The organism is Citrobacter sp. Ct235 (genome assembly GCF_030332305.1).
Classification (GTDB): Bacteria; Pseudomonadota; Gammaproteobacteria; order Enterobacterales; family Enterobacteriaceae; genus Citrobacter_A; species Citrobacter_A telavivensis.
Map to the genome: position 1 here is coordinate 35900 of NZ_JAOWIC010000036.1, position 17231 is coordinate 53130.

17 protein-coding genes are annotated in these 17231 nt (G+C 55.1%); 4 read left to right on the forward strand and 13 right to left on the reverse strand.

The features are described 5' to 3' along the window. Positions 1-12 precede the first annotated feature (12 nt). From OGY35_RS03280 to OGY35_RS03320, 9 genes are all read right to left on the reverse strand, one after another. A complete protein-coding gene (locus OGY35_RS03280; protein WP_286631406.1) occupies positions 13-1080 on the reverse strand; it encodes a carbon-phosphorus lyase complex subunit in 1068 nt (355 codons plus the stop codon). Beyond that, on the reverse strand, positions 1080-1664 hold the full coding sequence (phnH, locus tag OGY35_RS03285; RefSeq protein ID WP_286631407.1) for a phosphonate C-P lyase system protein PhnH: 585 nt from the start codon (positions 1662-1664) through the stop codon (positions 1080-1082). Before phnH ends, OGY35_RS03280 begins: the two co-directional genes overlap by 1 nt. Then, complete coding sequence (gene phnG, locus OGY35_RS03290) at positions 1661-2113, reverse strand: phosphonate C-P lyase system protein PhnG (RefSeq protein WP_286631408.1); 453 nt, start codon at positions 2111-2113, stop codon at positions 1661-1663. Before phnG ends, phnH begins: the two co-directional genes overlap by 4 nt. Beyond that, positions 2114-2839 (reverse strand): phosphonate metabolism transcriptional regulator PhnF, encoded by a 726-nt coding sequence (gene phnF, locus OGY35_RS03295; protein WP_152401507.1) that lies wholly within the window; start codon positions 2837-2839, stop codon positions 2114-2116. It abuts the gene before it with no gap. 20 nt (positions 2840-2859) lie between these two features. Then, positions 2860-3639, reverse strand: a complete 780-nt coding sequence (phnE, locus tag OGY35_RS03300) for a phosphonate ABC transporter, permease protein PhnE (protein WP_152401509.1) — start codon at positions 3637-3639, stop codon at positions 2860-2862. Positions 3640-3783: 144 nt separating this feature from the next. Then, positions 3784-4800 carry a phosphonate ABC transporter substrate-binding protein gene (gene phnD, locus OGY35_RS03305; RefSeq protein ID WP_286631409.1) on the reverse strand — a complete coding sequence of 339 codons (1017 nt, stop codon included), beginning with the start codon at positions 4798-4800 and terminating at the stop codon, positions 3784-3786. Between the two features lie 55 nt (positions 4801-4855). Further along, entirely contained in the window at positions 4856-5644 is a 789-nt protein-coding gene (gene phnC, locus OGY35_RS03310) for a phosphonate ABC transporter ATP-binding protein (protein WP_286631410.1), read from the reverse strand. A gap of 132 nt (positions 5645-5776) precedes the next feature. Next, on the reverse strand, positions 5777-6223 hold the full coding sequence (gene yjdN, locus OGY35_RS03315; protein WP_178828204.1) for a VOC family metalloprotein YjdN: 447 nt from the start codon (positions 6221-6223) through the stop codon (positions 5777-5779). Between the two features lie 81 nt (positions 6224-6304). Beyond that, positions 6305-6640, reverse strand: coding sequence for a zinc ribbon domain-containing protein YjdM (locus OGY35_RS03320; protein ID WP_042321205.1), 336 nt, complete (start codon positions 6638-6640; stop codon positions 6305-6307). A 525-nt stretch (positions 6641-7165) separates the two neighbouring features. Between OGY35_RS03320 and crfC the strand changes: the two genes are divergently transcribed. Then, positions 7166-9520, forward strand: a complete 2355-nt coding sequence (crfC, locus tag OGY35_RS03325) for a clamp-binding protein CrfC (RefSeq protein ID WP_152401516.1) — start codon at positions 7166-7168, stop codon at positions 9518-9520. Further along, the gene (locus OGY35_RS03330) at positions 9517-10407 is read left to right on the forward strand and encodes a diguanylate cyclase regulator RdcB family protein (RefSeq protein ID WP_286631411.1); all 891 of its coding nucleotides are present in this window, start codon (positions 9517-9519) and stop codon (positions 10405-10407) included. Before crfC ends, OGY35_RS03330 begins: the two co-directional genes overlap by 4 nt. Positions 10408-10424: 17 nt before the next feature. Here OGY35_RS03330 and kdgT read toward each other — a convergent pair whose 3' ends face one another. After that, entirely contained in the window at positions 10425-11423 is a 999-nt protein-coding gene (kdgT, locus tag OGY35_RS03335; RefSeq protein ID WP_286631412.1) for a 2-keto-3-deoxygluconate transporter, read from the reverse strand. 701 nt (positions 11424-12124) lie between these two features. On the opposite strand from kdgT, the gene proP reads away from it, so the two are divergent. After that, positions 12125-13627 carry a glycine betaine/L-proline transporter ProP gene (gene proP, locus OGY35_RS03340; RefSeq protein WP_286631413.1) on the forward strand — a complete coding sequence of 501 codons (1503 nt, stop codon included), beginning with the start codon at positions 12125-12127 and terminating at the stop codon, positions 13625-13627. A gap of 62 nt (positions 13628-13689) precedes the next feature. Next, entirely contained in the window at positions 13690-13779 is a 90-nt protein-coding gene (gene pmrR / locus OGY35_RS03345; protein ID WP_152401524.1) for an LpxT activity modulator PmrR, read from the forward strand. Here pmrR and pmrB read toward each other — a convergent pair. From pmrB to eptA, 3 genes are read right to left on the reverse strand one after another with little or no spacing between them, the layout of a single operon-like run. Beyond that, on the reverse strand, positions 13776-14858 hold the full coding sequence (gene pmrB, locus OGY35_RS03350; RefSeq protein ID WP_286631414.1) for a two-component system sensor histidine kinase PmrB: 1083 nt from the start codon (positions 14856-14858) through the stop codon (positions 13776-13778). The genes pmrR and pmrB overlap by 4 nt on opposite strands. Next, a complete protein-coding gene (gene basR / locus OGY35_RS03355; RefSeq protein WP_125370199.1) occupies positions 14859-15533 on the reverse strand; it encodes a two-component system response regulator BasR in 675 nt (224 codons plus the stop codon). Next, positions 15530-17173 (reverse strand): phosphoethanolamine transferase EptA, encoded by a 1644-nt coding sequence (gene eptA / locus OGY35_RS03360; protein WP_286631415.1) that lies wholly within the window; start codon positions 17171-17173, stop codon positions 15530-15532. Before eptA ends, basR begins: the two co-directional genes overlap by 4 nt. Positions 17174-17231: the final 58 nt, after the last annotated feature.

Sequence of the window (17231 nt, forward strand, 5' to 3'; positions counted from 1 at the left end):
TAGCCGGAGAGGTTAGTGGTCACGGGCGGCCTCCTGTTGCAGGCGTTTGAGCAGTTCCAGCTCGGCCTGGAAATCGACGTAGTGGGGGAGTTTGAGGTGCGAAACAAAACCCGCCGCCTCGACGTTATCCGCATGCGCCAGCACGAACTCTTCGTCCTGTGCCGGTCCCGTGACCGTTTCATCGTAGTCGGGTGCCTGTAGGGCGCGGTCCACCAGCGCCATTGCCATCGCTTTGCGTTCGCTCATGCCGAACACCAGCCCGTAGCCGCGAGTAAAGTGGGGCGCGTCGTGTTCCGGGGCGACAAAGCCGTTGACCATTTCGCATTCGGTCATCAGCAGTTCGCCAACGTTGACCGCAAATCCCAGCTCTTCCGGCACCGTTTCCAGTGCAACGTAACCGCTGCGGATCTCGGCTGCGAACGGGTGATTGCGCCCGTAGCCGCGCTGGGTAGAGTAGGCCAGCGCCAGCAGATAGCCCTCATCGCCACGCATCAGCTGTTGCAGGCGCGAGGCGCGGGAGCAGGGATAAACCGGCGGCGTGCGGGTGATGTCATCCGGCGCGATGCCGTTATCTTCTTCGGGCTTCGCCAGCCCCTGATTCGCCAACAGCGAAAAGACGTGCGGGGCGGCTTCCTGTGTACTCTCTGCGGTCCGCAACGGTGGCGTTTCGCCATTCGCCAGCAGCGTAAAATCGAGCAGACGATGGGTGTAGTCATAGGTTGGCCCTAACAGCTGTCCACCCGGAATATCTTTATAGACGGCGGAGATACGGCGTTCCAGGCGCATTTCCGCGCTGTTCAGCGGCTCACTCACCGCCAGCTTCGCCAGCGTGGTGCGATAGGCGCGCAGCAGAAAGATGGCTTCGACGTTATCGCCGCTGGCCTGCTTGAGCGCCAGCGCCGCCAGTTCGCGATCGGCAATACCGCCTTCGGTCATTACCCTGTCGACAGCCAGATTCATCTGCTGTTCGATCTGCGCCACGCTCAGTTCGACAACCGCATCGTCGCCCCGGCGTCGGTGCTCCTGTAACGCATGGGCATTGGCTATTGCCTTCTCGCCCCCCTTGACGGCTACGTACATCAGCACACCTCCACATGAGTGGTTCGCGGAATGGCCAGCAGCCGTTCGCCGCAGGTGAGGATAAGATCGACGCCCAGCGGGAACGGGTGCGGGCGCTCGGTGAGTTCGTGAATCAGGCACTCTGGCAACTGCGGCGCGATCATCCGCTCTTCGGCGATCCCCGCGCCGGTCAGACGTAGCATCCGCCCGCCGCTAAGGCTGGAGACCTGCACGATCAGCGTGGCGCTGGATTCCGGCGCGACGGCAGAACCGGCGGAGAGGGCATTAAGCTGTTCGCTGCTGATCTGCTCGTCGGCCACGGCAAAGGTTGCCAGTTGCGGCTGTTCGACCATCGGCGCGTTGGTGTGAAAACGCAGGTTCTGGCTGGCGACGTCATTATTAAGCGCAGGCGACAGCCAGACCGGCGTATCGCCATCGACCAGCGTCAGCAGAACGCTGGTGGTTGCCAGATTCAACGGCTGCCAGCCGTGTTTCAGTTGATGCAGGGCAACAATCACCCCCGGTTCGCTCATCGCTTTCAGCAGGCGGCGAAAGCTTTGTTGGGCGTCCTGGACGGGCAGGGTAAAGGCGGTCTGTAGGGTCATTCGTTATCTCCGCGTACCAGCGTAAAGAAGTCGACCCGGCTGGCGTTGACTTCGGCGCGACGGGCGGTAATTTCCGCCTCGCGTTCTGCCTCCAGCGGGCTAATTAAGGTTTCCATCAGGTTCTGGAAATGCGTCTGTTCCTGCAGTAAGGCGTCGATGACGGCGCACTGCTCGGCGTGATGTTTGTTGCGTCCCAGCAGGTAGCTGTAGCCCAGCGTGCCGCTTTTCAGGCGTACTACTGCGCGGGTCAGCGTGGTGTCTCCGGCAAAGAAGCGGTTACCGGTGCCGCCCATGCGCGCCTGAATTTGCATCAGCCCGGTTTCCGGGGCGCGAATCAGCTCATATTCCGGCGCCAGCTTTAACGCCTGGAGCCGCGCATTCAGGGTATCGGCCTTACTGAAAGCCAACGCGCGCATCCAGCGTTGGCGGGTGGCGGTATCGAAATGCATTCAGTGCTCCATAGTGAATTCGATCATGTCGGCGCGGGTCAGGCTGACGGAGTACTCCATCGCACGTTCTTCGCCTTCACGGTGGTTCAGGGTGCGCACGCAGAGCAGCGGCGCCATGTTGGGGATTTCCAGGACCTTGCTCTCTTTCGCCTGCGCACGGCGGGCGCTGATGCGTGTCTGCGTGCGTTTGAGCGTGAGGCCGGACTGCTCGCGCAAATAGTCGTGCAGCGAGCCGTGGTTAAAGCCCTGCAGCAGCGGCCAGAGGGTGAGGTCGGAAAAGTAATGGTCAATCAGACACAGGGCAATGCCGTTCACCCGTCGCAGGGTGCGCAGGTGGATGACGTTAGTGCCCTCCTGCGTGCTGAGCGCATCGGCAACGTGACGGGAAGCCGGGCGCAGCACCGCCAGCAGTTTTTCGCTGGTGGGATGGCTTCCCTGATCCAACAGGTTTTGACTGAAGCGTGCCTGGGCGTTAAGCGGATAATCGAACGGGCGCATCAGCACCAGCACGCCAACGCCCTGACGACGCTGTACCCATCCGCGCTCAACCAACTGGTCGATGGCGCGGCGCAGGGTGTGACGGTTAACCTCATAATGCGCGGCAAGCTGATGCTCGGCGGGCAGGTAATCGCCGCAGCGGTAGTGTTGGCGTAGCTCCTGCTCAAGTCTCGCGGCAATCTCCTGATAACGCGTCGGATAACTGGTCGGATGTGTAGACAAGTGCATAGCAATCAATGCCTCGCTAATCAGATAAAGTGCTTACGTAAACGCTGGGAGAGAAAATCCAGCAGGCTGACGGTGACGATGATCAACACCATCAGGGCGCAGGTTTGCTGGAACTGGAAACCGCGAATCGCCTCCCACAACGTGACGCCAATGCCGCCTGCGCCCACCATCCCCACTACGGTTGCCGAGCGGACGTTGGATTCAAAGCGATACAGTGAGTAGGAGATCAGCAGCGGCATCACCTGGGGCAGCACGCCGTAAAGAATCTCTTCGATTTTGTTGGCGCCGGTGGCGCGAATGCCTTCAACCGGACCGGGTTCAATGGCTTCCACCGCTTCGGACAGCAGTTTGGAAAGTACGCCGGTGGTGTGGATAAACAGCGCCATGACGCCAGCAAAGGGACCGAGACCGACGGCGACCACGAACAGCATGGCAAACACCATTTCGTTGATGGCGCGGCAGGCGTCCATCGCCCTTCGCATTGGCTGGTAGATCCACCAGGGCACGAGGTTGTCGGCGCACATCAGGCCGAAGGGAATGGAGAGGATCACGGCCAGCGCGGTGCCCCAGACGGCAATTTGCAGGGTTACTGCCATTTCGCCGAGGTAGTCCCGCCACTGGCTGAAGTCCGGTGGGAAGAAATCGGCGGCGAAGGTCGCCATGTTGCCGGAATCCTGAATCAGCGTGAGCGGGGCCATTTCGGCGCCTTTCCACGACACGACCAGCACGGCGAGCAGAATGGCCCAACTCACGAGCGAGAACCAGCTACGTTTCGGAGGTGGGACGGTGATGGTTTGCATGAAGTTCTCCGTGGTCTGTCATTGCCGGATGGCGGCGTTGCCTTATCCGGCCTACACATTACTGTCATTGCCGGATGACGCTACGCTTATCCGGCCTACAGGTGGAATGTAGGCCCGGTAAGCACAGCGCCACCGGGCATAGCATTACTGCACTGCTTTGTTCACGCTGGTCATGGCGCCGAGCGCGGCGGTCAGACGGTCGAGATCGTCCAGTTGCGCTTTAATCGCGGAAGATTTACTGGTTTTCTCTTCAGCGTTCAGTCCTTTGTTGTCCTGCACGCTCTGCATCTCTTTAAACAGCGCGAGCTGGCGAATCGGTACCAGTTGCAGGTCGCTGGAGGCACGGAACGGTGCCCAGCCCAGACGTTCCAGCACGGTTTTTTCTTCCGCTGTTTTGCCGTAGTTCATGAAGAAGTCGTACACCTTGTCCTTGGTGGTTTCTGAGAGGTTCTTACGCCAGACGATCGGATCGCCCGGGATCAGCGGCGACTTCCAGATAACCTTCAGCGCTTTCAGCTTGTCCGGCGCGGAGGTTTTCAGCTTATCGAGGTTCTCGGTATTGTTAGTGGCAACGTCTACCTGTTTGTTAGCGACCGCGAGGGCATTGGTTTCATGACCGGCGTTGACGGTGCGTTTGAAGTCGCTGGCGGCGATGTTGTTTTTTGCGAAGACGTAATAGCCCGGGACGAGATAACCGGAGGTGGAGTTGGGATCGCCGTTACCGAAGGTGAGCTCTTTGCGTTTGGCGATCAGTTCGTCGAGGTTGTTGATCGGGCTGTCCTTGTTCACGATCAGCACGCTCCAGTAACCCGGAGATCCATCGGCGGCGACGGTCTGGGCGAAGACCTGGCCGTTGGCGCGATCCACGGCTTCCATTGCCGAGAGGTTGCCGTACCAGGCGATATCGACTTTATTAAAGCGCATACCCTGGATGATCCCGGCGTAGTCCGGGGCGAAGAAGGCGTTCACTTTTACGCCCAGCGTCTTCTCCATGTCCTTCAGGAACGGGTCCCATTGGGGTTTCAGGTTTTGCTGTGATTCGGTTGAAATAATGCCAAAGTTCAGCGCTTTTTCCTGCTCTTCGGCAAAGGCGGGACTGAGCAGAGTACTGACGCTGAACATGCTGGTAAAGGCCAGCGCGGCTACCGTTTTATAGCTCATTTCCATTCCTCATATTGTTCCAGGCTGTTTCACTTGTCCGCCTGGTCTTTTTGAATTAAGCAGCCTGTGCGTTCGGTTCGACGCGGTTCATGCTGCGGTAGAGATGGTCAAATCTTTCGTTATCAAAGAGCTGGCTGCTGCCGTCATAGAAGACGTGTCCCTGACGCAGCGCGACAATGCGTTCGCAGTAGCGCAGGGCGTAATCCACCTGATGCAGCGTGACGACGACGGTAATGCCGTCGGTCTGGTTGATGTCGCGCAGGGTGTCCATCACGATGCGCGCCGATTCCGGGTCCAGTGAGGCAATCGGTTCGTCGGCGAGGATCACTTTGGCCTGTTGCATCAGCGCCCGGGCGATTGCCACACGCTGCTGCTGACCGCCGGAGAGCGTTGAGACGCGCTGGTGCGCAAAGTGCGCCATCCCGACGCGGGTCAGCGCCTGGAGCGCGCGCTGTTTCTGCTCTGCGCTAAACCAGCTAAAACAGGTGCGCCAGAACGGTGTACTGCCAAGCGCGCCAATCAGCACGTTCTCCAGCACCGTCAGGCGATTCACCAGATTGAACTGTTGGAAGATGTAACCGGTATGCGCGCGGCTCTTGCGGATATCGCGCGCCAGTCGGCCTTCATGCTGAACGGTGCGACCGAGCAGTTCGACGCGGCTGCCTGGCGATTTATCGCCGGTAATTAAGCCGCTCAGATGACGTAAAAGGGTGGATTTGCCGGAGCCTGACGGCCCAAGCAGAGCCACCATCTCACCGGAACCGATGTTCAGATCAACCGCATGCAGCGCCTGATGCTGATTAAACGTTTTGGAGAGTTTCTCGACGCGAATGATCGTTTCCATGATGCGGCCTCTCTAAAAAAAGTGGCCCCATCGTGGCGGATCAATATGACGTTTGGGTTAAGGGGGCGTTACCTGCCGATGAAGAGTTAAGGTGAGTTTGATGACAAGACGGGAGGCACGCCCCCCGCTGTGTTACTCGGTTGGCTGGGGTTGTTTGACGACATTGATCATCCACGGTATACCGTAGCGATCGCTGACTTTGCCAAAGCCATGTGCCCAGAAGGTTTCCTGCCAGTCCATTTCGATTTGACCCTCAGCGGCGAGATGGTCAAACCAGCGCTTCCCTTCATCGACATTTTGCGTGTCGAGGACCAGCGTGAATCCAGAATAGTGGGCGTTGTCCGATGAAATGGCATCACTCATCATGATGTCGCTATTGGCGATACGCACGTTGGCATGGGCGATAGCGGTATCGGGGAATGTCATTGCGGACGGGCAACCGTCTTCGCTGTCCTGCGCCGATTTGGGCATTTCACCGAAGCTGATTTTATAAAGGAGTTCTGCACCCAACGTCTTTTGATAATACGCGATGGCGTCAGCACAGTTTCCGGCAAAAGAGATGTAGGGACTTAACGGCATAATCTTTACCTCAGGTAAGAGAAGCCACTTAAGTGTAGTTACCCCGGGCCCGGTAAGCGAAGCGCCACCGGGCAATTAAAATCAGTTCTTTTTCACGAACTCTGATTTCAGTTTCATCGGGCCAAATCCATCAATTTTGCAATCGATGTTGTGGTCGCCTTCCACCAGACGAATGTTTTTTACTTTCGTACCGATTTTCAGCATCGAGGAGCTGCCTTTCACTTTCAGATCCTTCACCACGGTGACGCTGTCGCCGTCAGCCAGCAGATTACCGTTGGCATCTTTCACAATCAGCGAATCGTCTTCATGCGCCGATTCCGCATCGTTCCATTCGTGGGCACATTCCGGGCAGATGTACATGCCGTTATCTTCGTAAGTGTATTCGGAGTTGCATTGTGGGCAGTGGGGTAATGACATGTCGATTTCCTCAAAAGTCAGCAAGGGCAAAAGCGCCCAAAAAATGGCAGATTGCCGAAAAAGGACGCAATTATACACAAAATCCTTAACGTTGTCGGGACTACTCTGTTTTTAACGTAAATGCCGAACTGTGACCGTAACCGGACGGCCAGGCCAAAAAATCGAGGTAATATTTTTAAGGGAAATTGCTACCGTTTGTTATTTGAGATAAGGTGGCGAGAAATATCCTAAATAATTGGCTGGTCGATTTTCAGTCTGGGTTCTTTCAGCGCTTTACCCCTTATTTTTGGTAGGTGAAATTAACCTAAACTGGTCTGGTTTTTTATAAAACTGAACTACGCTTTTTTACTTCTTTACGTCACTGAACGTCATTCAAAAGACAGTAATTAAAATAATAATTTCAATAATATCAGTAGATTAATTAATAAATTCTTTTCCATACGTAATTATTAAAGCCGAATATTCACTAATAAAATGAAACGGCTAAATAAAAGCAATAAAATTTGCGTTAAGGAAACATTTTTTATGTACACACAGACAATATATGAATTGAGCCAGGAAGCGGAACGCTTGCTGATGCTCTCTTTAGAACATCTTAAAACGGTAAAAAAAATGCCAACGGCAACGCTGGAGGGCGCTTCCTCATTAAAGAGAGAGGACGACCTTAACGTTCAGCCCATGCATTTTAGCGCCCGTGGGATCGAAACCCAACAGGCCACGCTGAACAATGAGTTGCGAAAAATCTCGCGACTGGAAATGGTGCTGGCGATCGTCGGTACCATGAAAGCGGGAAAATCGACAACGATCAATGCCATTGTCGGGACGGAAGTACTGCCCAATCGCAATCGTCCGATGACGGCATTGCCGACGCTGATCCGCCATACACCCGGTCAGAAAGAACCGGTGCTGCATTTTTCCCACGTTGCGCCCATCGAGGCGCTGATGAAGACCCTCCAGGAGAGCATGCATGCTTGCGATCGGCAGAGTCTGACTCAGGTGCTGGAAATTGATAAAGACATGAATGGTCTCATGCAGCGCATCGAAAGAGGGGAAGCGTTTGAGCGCCATTATCTCGGCGCGCAGCCGATCTTTCACTGTCTGAAAAGCCTCAACGATTTGGTGCGCTTATCGAAAGCGCTGGAGGTCGATTTTCCTTTTTCTGCCTATGCGGCTATTGAACATATTCCAGTGATTGAGGTGGAGTTTGTACACCTGGCGGGGCTGGAGAACTATCCTGGCCAACTGACGTTGCTGGATACGCCGGGGCCAAATGAAGCCGGGCAGCCGCACCTGCAAAAAATGCTCAATGAGCAACTGGCCCGTGCCTCCGCCGTGCTGGCGGTGATGGACTATACACAGCTGAAATCGATTTCCGATGAAGAGGTCCGCCAGGCCATCGCCGCGGTCGGAAAATCGGTGCCGCTGTATGCGCTGGTGAATAAATTTGACCAGAAAGATCGCAACAGCGATGACGAAGAGCAGGTGAGGGCGCTGATTTCCGGCACCCTGATGAAGGGCTGTATTAACCCGGCGCAGATTTATCCGGTCTCTTCGATGTGGGGATATCTGGCCAACCGGGCGCGTCATGAACTGGCAAGCCGCGGTCATCTGCCGGATCACGAGGAGCAGCGTTGGGTGCAGGACTTTGCCGAAGCGGCGCTCGGGCGGCGCTGGCGAAGCGCCGACCTCGATGATATTGAACACCTTCGCCACGCCGCGGACTTGCTGTGGGAAGATTCGCTGTTTGAACAGCCGATCCGGACCTTAATTCATGCCGCTTATGCCAATGCATCGCTGTATGCATTGCGCTCCGCCTCGCATAAATTGCTGAATTACGCCCACAGCGCCCGCGAATATCTGGATTTCCGCTATCACTGTCTGACGGTGGCTTTTGACACGCTGCAACAAAATATCGTGCGTCTGGAAGAGGACATGCAGCAGTTGAAGGTGAGTCAGGACAGCGTCAGCGATGAAGTCCACCATGAGGTCGGGCTGGCGCTGACGTCGGCCAACGGCTTTCTCAACCAGCAGCAGGCCACGATCTTGCGCAGTATCGAGACCTTTTTCAGCCGCGAGCAGATACTGAAACTGTCGCGTGGCGATAGCTGGTCGCCGCTACCGCAGGCGGAGTTTGACGCAGAGATGCTGGTGCTGCACGACGAAGCGCAGGCGCAGGTGATCCTCAGTAAGCTGCGTGCCGCCTGTGAGGGCGTCCTGCTGGCGGCGCAGGAAAACATCAGCCGTGACCTGGGAATACGTTTTGAACAACTGGAAGTGACCCTCAGCCGTTCGCTGAATGAGGCGATGCGCCCCATCGAAATGCGGGTGAAAGCGGAGTTGAGTCATGCGGGATTCAGTCCCAGGATAAGCTTCCCGGCCTTTCACGCCGCCATGTTTAACTTCACGACGCGGCAGTTGTTCAGCGACGCGATTGCCCAGCAGGACCACGTCGAAAGCGATGAACCCCGGGTGGGCGGGGTGCGTGAGACGTTCTCCCGCTGGCTGAATCAGCCGAACTGGCGCTGGAATGACTATGTTGAAGCGAAGACGCGCTATCTGATTGATATTAATGCGCTGCACCAAAGTCTGGTGGAGTACGTCAGCCATTTCTGCCAACAAATTCGTAAAGCTTTAGCCGCGCAGGTCGATGTTTCAGTTACGGCAGGTATGGCAACATTTTTTGCCGATTTCTCATTGTGCCTGGCGGGATTGCAGGAGAGCCTGCGTGAGAGTTTGCTGGTTCGTCAGCAAAATGAATCGGCTGTCCAGAGTCTGAGTCAGCAGTTGCAGCACAGTATTGCCGCCTCCGCCTGGATTTATGAAGACTCCCGTCTGCTCCGTGACGACATTCAAACCCTTTTTGCGGCCGAACACACATGACAAACGCGTTACTGGAAGGCCCCGGACGGACGCTGGAATGTATCCACCCGAAGTTTATGGTCGATCTGGTTCAGGGAGAAGAACCGAAACGGGCAGGCGGCACGCTGCAACAGCAGCAGTTTCGCGAACGCCTGACGCTGGAGATCCTCTCCCGGACGCAGTTGCGGGCGTGGGCCATGGCCGGAATGTTCAGTGAACATCTGATGATGCGCCTGAAGCTGGTGGAAAAACTGGCGGGCATGCTCGATCCGGGGCATCTGGCGCTGACGCGAATCTCTGCACGATTGCATGTTTTACAACAGACTGACCTCTCTCGCGGGCCGTCCATCCCTGGACTGGCTCAACAGCTTACTTCGCTGAGCGAATGGTTTCGCCAGCGTAGCGCCTGGAAGGAGAAGGCGCTGAGCCAGCGTGGTCTTACGGTCCAGGCCGGGGAACACAGCGAGCAGGTGTTTACCCGCTGGCTGGCGGGCGCGTATGAGGGGTGGTCGTTACCGGGGCGCTGTTTTATTGCGCTGGAAGAGTTGCGCTGGGGACCGTTTGGCGATGCCTGCCGTCTGGCGAATCCGGACGTGGCGGCGATGCTGAAAGATAATCTCCGGGCGATGGCGACAAACTATCTGGCCCACAGTATCAATGCCGCACCCACGACGCGTCACTACTATCACCAGTGGCTAAATACCCCCGCGACCACCGGTTCAGGCGACTACAGCGACATGCTGAGCTGGCTGGGAGACTGGTGTGAGGCGGATAAACATCCGGTGTGCTGGTCTGTGACGCAGCGCTGGCAGACGGTTGCGCTGGGTATGCCGCGACTCTGTTCGGCAAAACGACTGGTGGATGCGATGGTTGAAGAGGTGTTTCCACCCTCTCCCCTCATGCGCTGAGAGGAGAGGGGTGATGATTAGTGGTTTGCGGATTCCGCTGTCGTTTCTTCCACCGTCGCTGGTGCCGGAAGCCTGGCGAAACGTTTGGCGTAGAGCGCCGTAATAATGGGCACCAGAATCGCCGTGACCACTACGCTTGCGGCGACCAGCGCCGTTGCGGAGGCGGCGACCGGTTCAAACGCCGGGTTGATTTGCGCGATGATCACCGGGTTGGCGACGGCGGCACCTGCCGCAGAGGACGCCGCGACACCCGCAGTACCATTACCGCCACCGATCACGCGGTCAGCAATAATCAGCGGAATACCGGTGATGATAATGACCGCCACACCCAGCAGGATACCCAACAGACCTGTATCAACAATCACGCCCAGGTTGATGGTGTTACTCAACGCAAAGCCGAAGAACGGAATCAGTACCGGCGTCGCTTTACTGAAGAATGCACGCAGATCGTGGTCAAGGTTGCCCAGCGCGAAGCCGACCAGGAACGGCAGCACCGCGCCGATAAAGTGATGGGGTTCAAAGGAGCCCAGACCCGCCGCGCCAAGGATGACCATCGTCATCAACGGACCGGATTCCAGAGACATCAGGACGAACGCACCAGACTCTTCTTTCGTACCGTACTGGTTCATCAGGCTGGCATACAGACCGCCGTTGGTCATATCCATCGCGGAAACAATCGCCAGTACGGAAAGACCGGCAAAGAAACCGGTCTGAATACCGGTATCCGGAATAAACGATGCAGCAATCATTGCCACTGCCCACGCTACGGCAATTTTGGTAATCACCAGCGTGCCGGATTTACGCAAGACCGTACCGGTAGCGCGTAAATCAATCGATGCCCCAATACAGAAAAACCACACAGCAAGAATCGGTACCGTGCCGGTAATCATGCCTTTTGTAAAGGAACCAAAATAAGCACCGGTATTCGGTGCAAGGGTATTTACAACCGCACCCAGCAGCAATGGAATCAACATCATCCCACCAGGGATGCGTTCAATGGTGGCTTTAATTCTCATAAATGTCCTCACTTCTTGCCCGTGGAACAAACGGGTAAGGTGGCAAAAAATATTAAAATTCAGATTGTTATATCTAAAAAGAAAGCAAATTAACCTGCATTCTCTTTATGTTGTACGTAGCGATTGCGCCTGGGAACGGCGTCTTTCGCTTCCCGGTGGTATGACATCGGCTATTATCTTGCATTCATCGGAATGCTGATTCAATCAAAACGAAACAGTGTTTTAGTTATCTTTGTCACATAATCAATCTAAACATTCCAGTGCGATCTGAATATTTAAAATTACCGTAAAGAATTTGTGAAAAATGAGAGAGAATTACCTGGCAGAATAATAATAACGACAGTGACTTTTTATTAAGGAAGCGCAATAAAATAGAGATTGAAAGCGTAAAAAAGAACAACTCTGCGCTTTAAAAAAAGAGACTCAGAATCACCTTATTTACCTCCGTTGACGAAACCTAAACATATATGTGAAGTTGATCACAATTTTAAACACTGGTAGGGTAGATAGCTCATTAACCGCCCAAATCAGGCGTCAACAGGTTCGGTTGTACAGGCCTTAACCAGTCCGTGTAAGTAAACCTGCTACGCTTGTTACAGGAGTTGCACCTGAGTAACTCCGCGCTCGACGACGACGTTTGCGCTCACTGCGCCAATGGCGTCGGTATGCAGCGAGACAGGGCTTAGTCTACGAGGACAGCTATGCTGAAAAGGAAAAAAGTAAAACCGATTACGCTTCGCGATGTCACGATTATTGATGACGGTAAATTGCGCAAGGCGATTACCGCAGCGTCGCTGGGTAACGCGATGGAGTGGTTTGATTTTGGGGTTTATGGGTTTGTTGCTTACGCATTAGGTAAAGTGTTCTTCCCGGGGGCTGACCCCAGCGTGCAGATGATTGCCGCCCTTGCCACCTTCTCTGTTCCCTTTTTGATTCGTCCGCTTGGCGGTTTGTTCTTCGGTATGCTTGGCGATAAATATGGTCGCCAGAAGATTCTTGCCATCACCATTGTGATTATGTCGATCAGTACTTTCTGTATCGGCCTGATACCGTCCTACGCCTCGATAGGCATCTGGGCACCTGTCCTGCTGCTGTTGTGTAAGATGGCACAGGGCTTCTCTGTCGGCGGTGAGTACACCGGCGCGTCGATCTTTGTGGCCGAGTATTCCCCGGACCGTAAACGCGGCTTTATGGGAAGCTGGCTGGATTTCGGCTCCATTGCCGGGTTCGTGCTGGGGGCGGGCGTGGTGGTGCTGATTTCGACGGTTGTCGGGGAAGAGAACTTCCTGGAATGGGGCTGGCGTATTCCGTTCTTTATCGCCCTGCCGTTAGGGATTATCGGACTCTATCTGCGTCATGCGCTGGAAGAGACGCCGGCGTTCCAGCAGCACGTTGATAAGCTGGAGCAGGGCGATCGCGAAGGTTTGCAGGACGGGCCAAAAATCTCCTTTAAAGAGATTGCCACTAAGCACTGGCGCAGCCTGCTGGCCTGTATTGGCCTGGTGATTGCCACCAACGTCACCTACTACATGCTGCTGACCTATATGCCGAGCTATCTGTCGCATAACCTGCATTACTCTGAAGATCACGGCGTGCTGATTATCATCGCTATTATGATCGGGATGCTGTTTGTTCAGCCGGTGATGGGGCTGCTGAGTGACCGCTTTGGCCGTCGCCCGTTCGTAATCATGGGCAGTATCGCGCTGTTTGCGCTGGCCATTCCGGCCTTTATCCTGATTAACAGCAATATCATCGGCCTGATTTTTGCTGGTTTGCTGATGTTGGCGGTGATCCTCAACTGCTTCACCGGGGTGATGGCCTCTTCGCTGCCGGCCATGTTCCCGACGCACATTCGTTACAGTGCGCTGGCGGCGGCCTTTAACATTTCGGTACTGATTGCCGGTCTGACGCCAACGCTGGCGGCCTGGCTGGTGGAAAGTTCGCAGAATCTGATGATGCCAGCCTACTACCTGATGGCGATCGCCGTGATTGGTTTCATTACGGGTATCACCATGAAAGAGACCGCGAACCAGCCGCTGAAAGGGGCAACGCCTGCGGCCTCGGATATTCAGGAAGCGAAAGAAATTCTCGGCGAGCACTACGATAACATTGAGCAGAAAATTGAGGATATCGATCAGGAGATTGCTGACCTGCAGATGAAGCGTACGCGCCTGGTGCAGCAGCATCCACGGATTGACGAGTAAGCCTTAAGGTTCGCTTAATCTCTGACTGGCACACTCTCCTCCATACCCTGGAGGAGAGTGTGATGAAACAGCGTGTTTATGAAAGTGTAATGACCGTGTTCAGCGTAGTGATTGTCAGTAGCTTCCTGTACATTTGGGTCTCAACCTACTAAGCCTTCTTCAATATCACCGACGCGCGGGTTCCGGTTGTTCCACTGCGATTTTGCAGGAAAAACTGCCCGTGATGCAGCTGCGTAATGCGGCTGACAATGCTTAACCCCAGGCCGATTCCGCCGTAACGGCTGTCCATGCGTACGAAGGCTTTGCTGAGTTCGCCGCACTTGCTCTCGTCGATCCCCGGTCCTTCATCTTCTACCGCCATGGTTGCCCGATCATTAACATTTAGCGTAATGGTGATGGTAGTTCCTTCCGGACTGTAGCGATGGGCGTTCTCTACCAGATTGCGCAGCAGCATTCGCAGCAGCGTCGCATCGCCCTGCACGATGGCATCGTCCTGACGATCGGGCAGCAGCAACAGCGTTTGTTCGCGCTGTTCCAGCATTGTGCTCAGCTCATCGTAAGACGGCAGGACAACATCTTCCAGCAGCCTGACCTGTTGATAATTTCCCGATGAAAAGGACTGGCCCACGCGGGCGAGTTGTAGGAGCTGCGAGACGCTGTCCATCATTTGATCCAGACGGCCAAGCAGCGGGGTGACATCCACGTTATGCGCCTTTGACAACAGCTCCAGATGCAGGCGAACACCCGATAACGGCGTTCGCAACTCGTGTGCGACGTCGGCGGTAAACAGGCGTTCGTTCTCGATGGTTGCGGTCAGTCGATTCACCAACTGGTTGAGTGCGGAAACAACCGCTTCAATTTCGACCGTCGAACTGTGAATTTCGATGGGGGAGAGATTATCCGCCGTGCGGGTCTCTAACTCTTGTTGCAGATTGGCGAGCGGACGGGTGATGCGGCGAACGGCCTGATAGCAAATGAACAGCGTTAACCCCACCATAAACACGCTGGGGACGATCAGACTGGCGACCGCCTCGCGGATTTCATGCATGATGTGGCGATCGTTATTGCGGTTATCCCGCAGCGCCTGTTCAAACAACTGGATCTGCTCAGTGCTTTCGTGCCAGAGCCAGAAGGTGCTGATAAGCTGGAAAACCAGCAAAATCATGCCGATGGTTATCATCAACCGCCGACGCAGGGTCATTGGCTGGCGCAGAAAACGCTTCAGATTCAATTAGCTTTCCTCAGTCGCGGTCGCCACCAACATGTAGCCAAAACCGCGCACGGTACGAATACGTGACTTTCCAACTTTATCGCGCAGGTTGTGGATATGCACTTCCAGGGTGTTGGTCGACGGTTCGTTATCCCAGTTATAGATGTCGTTATAGAGAATTTCCCGGTGCACCGGACTTCCCGATTTCAACATCAGGCGTGACAGCAGCGCGTACTCTTTGGGGGTGAGGATTAACTCTTCTCCCTCTTTCCACACCTGCCGACGGCCCATGTTCAGCGTCAGATTGCCGACGACCAGTTCGCTCTCGCCCTGGTTATTGTGACGACGCAGCAGCGCGCGAATACGGGCGTGCAACTCTTCCAGCGCAAAAGGCTTCACCAGATAATCATCCGCGCCGACGTCCAGCCCGGAAATCTTATCGCCGAGCGTGTCGCGCGCGGTGAGGATCAGCACCGGCAGGGTATATTTTTTCTGCCGGATGCGGGTAAGAAAATGCAGGCCATCTTCGTCAGGCAGGCCGAGATCCAGCACCACCAGACTGTAATGACCGGTCTCCAGGCATTGCTCAGCCGCGCGGGCGGTCGACACGCCATCGCAGGCATACCCTTCGGTTTGCGCCGCCAGAATCAAGCCCTGCAAAAGCAGCGTATCGTCTTCAACAATCAATATTTTCATTCAGTGGTTCTCCTGCAAGGCTGCAGAATATCATCTGCGGCTTGATATTGCGTGGTCTGTACGCCGGTCAGTCCCAGCATGGTCGAGAAAAGATTGTCCTGCGAGTAGTCCCGATCGTGCGCCTGTTTTTGCAGGCAGTTTGCATCAACCTGGTAGCGCTGCTGATAATCCTCTGACAGCCACAGCAGCATCGGCACATGCTTCTGCGCATCTGGCGCAATGGCATACGGCAGGCCGTGCAGATAGACGCCGTTTTCGCCCAGCGACTCGCCGTGGTCGGAAAGATAAACCAGGCTGGTGGTAAATTTGTCCTGATGCGCTTTCAGGAGATTAATCGTTTTATCAACAATATAGTCGACATACAGCACGGTATTATCGTACGTGTTCACTAATTGTTCCTGTGAACAGGTCTGGATTTCATTGGTATCGCAGGTCGGGGTAAATTTCCTGAACTGCGGCGGGTAACGGTTGTAATAGGTGGGGCCGTGGCTACCAATGGTATGCAGCACGATCACCCCGTCGCTCTTCAGGCTGTTGATGTACTCCTCCAGACCGTGGAACAGCACCTCGTCATAGCATTCGCCGTCGATGCATTCACCTTTCAGGTTTAGCGCCGTCATATTCTGATGCGGTACGCGATCGCAAGCGCCTTTACAGCCGCCGTCGTTGTCGTTCCACAGCACGTTAATCCCCGCGCGCTGGATAATATCGAGCATGCCTTCCTGATGCTGCGCCAGTTCTTCGTCGTAGTGCTTGCGCGGCATGTTGGAGAACATGCATGGCACAGACACCGCCGTGGCGGTACCACACGACGTGGTGCGCGGGAAGTAGACCACATTATCTTTTGCTAACAATGGGTTGGTTTCACGTGAGTAACCGCCAAGCGAGAAGTTTTCGCCACGTGAGGTTTCACCGACGATCAGGATGGTCAGATTTTTACGCTTCTCTTGCGGCATCTGCGGATTGCGATGTGCATCTTCACCGATACGTACCAGCGGCAGGTGCGCGAGGCGTTGATGGGAGTACCAGGACGAACTGGCGACAATGCCGTTTGACGGGCTGAGGGCTTTGACCAGTTCCTTATTGTTGCGAAACAGCGAGGCGTAATCTTTATAGAAAAAGGCCGCCACCAGAACAATCAATAATACCGACACCAGCACGTTGGCGGCGCGATACAGCACGCTGCGCAGGGCCGGCGTGGTCGGTTTGATTTTGATCCAGCAGGCGACGAACGCCGCCAGAATGCCGCTAAGACCGAGTGTGAGAACCATTCGCGGCGTCATCAGGGCAAACGTTTCGGCAGGCGTGGTATCCACCATATTGGCAATCATCGAGCGGTCGATGATGATGCCGTAGGTCATGATGAAGTACTGCGCCGACGCGGCCATCAGAATAAACAGGCAGGCCAGCAGGCGGTTTAGCCACAGGAAAGAGGCCAGCGTCAGGACAATATTGATGACGCTGAACGCCACCACCGGCATTGATAAGAAGACCAGTACGTTACGCAGGGAATCCAGCGGCAGGGCCTGCACAACCTGCTTGTAGAATGCGATGTTCAGACAAACAGACAAATAGAATGAAACCAGTAGTAACCAGGCCAACAGGCTGAGAATGGGTCTTTTGATAATGCGCTTTAACATGGTGGAGCTTCCGTAGACTAAGTAGCGCCGATCCTCGCAAAGTAAAGTTAAGCCAACC

Bases quoted from the DNA above. Each gene is read 5' to 3' on its own strand.
- OGY35_RS03280 (WP_286631406.1), bottom strand. From the start codon at position 1,080: ATGTACGTAGCCGTCAAGGGGGGCGAGAAGGCAATAGCCAATGCCCAT.
- phnH (WP_286631407.1), bottom strand. From the start codon at position 1,664: ATGACCCTACAGACCGCCTTTACCCTGCCCGTCCAGGACGCCCAACAA.
- phnG (WP_286631408.1), bottom strand. From the start codon at position 2,113: ATGCATTTCGATACCGCCACCCGCCAACGCTGGATGCGCGCGTTGGCT.
- phnF (WP_152401507.1), bottom strand. From the start codon at position 2,839: ATGCACTTGTCTACACATCCGACCAGTTATCCGACGCGTTATCAGGAG.
- phnE (WP_152401509.1), bottom strand. From the start codon at position 3,639: ATGCAAACCATCACCGTCCCACCTCCGAAACGTAGCTGGTTCTCGCTC.
- phnD (WP_286631409.1), bottom strand. From the start codon at position 4,800: ATGAGCTATAAAACGGTAGCCGCGCTGGCCTTTACCAGCATGTTCAGC.
- phnC (WP_286631410.1), bottom strand. From the start codon at position 5,644: ATGGAAACGATCATTCGCGTCGAGAAACTCTCCAAAACGTTTAATCAG.
- yjdN (WP_178828204.1), bottom strand. From the start codon at position 6,223: ATGCCGTTAAGTCCCTACATCTCTTTTGCCGGAAACTGTGCTGACGCC.
- OGY35_RS03320 (WP_042321205.1), bottom strand. From the start codon at position 6,640: ATGTCATTACCCCACTGCCCACAATGCAACTCCGAATACACTTACGAA.
- crfC (WP_152401516.1), top strand. From the start codon at position 7,166: ATGTACACACAGACAATATATGAATTGAGCCAGGAAGCGGAACGCTTG.
- OGY35_RS03330 (WP_286631411.1), top strand. From the start codon at position 9,517: ATGACAAACGCGTTACTGGAAGGCCCCGGACGGACGCTGGAATGTATC.
- kdgT (WP_286631412.1), bottom strand. From the start codon at position 11,423: ATGAGAATTAAAGCCACCATTGAACGCATCCCTGGTGGGATGATGTTG.
- proP (WP_286631413.1), top strand. From the start codon at position 12,125: ATGCTGAAAAGGAAAAAAGTAAAACCGATTACGCTTCGCGATGTCACG.
- pmrR (WP_152401524.1), top strand. From the start codon at position 13,690: ATGAAACAGCGTGTTTATGAAAGTGTAATGACCGTGTTCAGCGTAGTG.
- basR (WP_125370199.1), bottom strand. From the start codon at position 15,533: ATGAAAATATTGATTGTTGAAGACGATACGCTGCTTTTGCAGGGCTTG.
- eptA (WP_286631415.1), bottom strand. From the start codon at position 17,173: ATGTTAAAGCGCATTATCAAAAGACCCATTCTCAGCCTGTTGGCCTGG.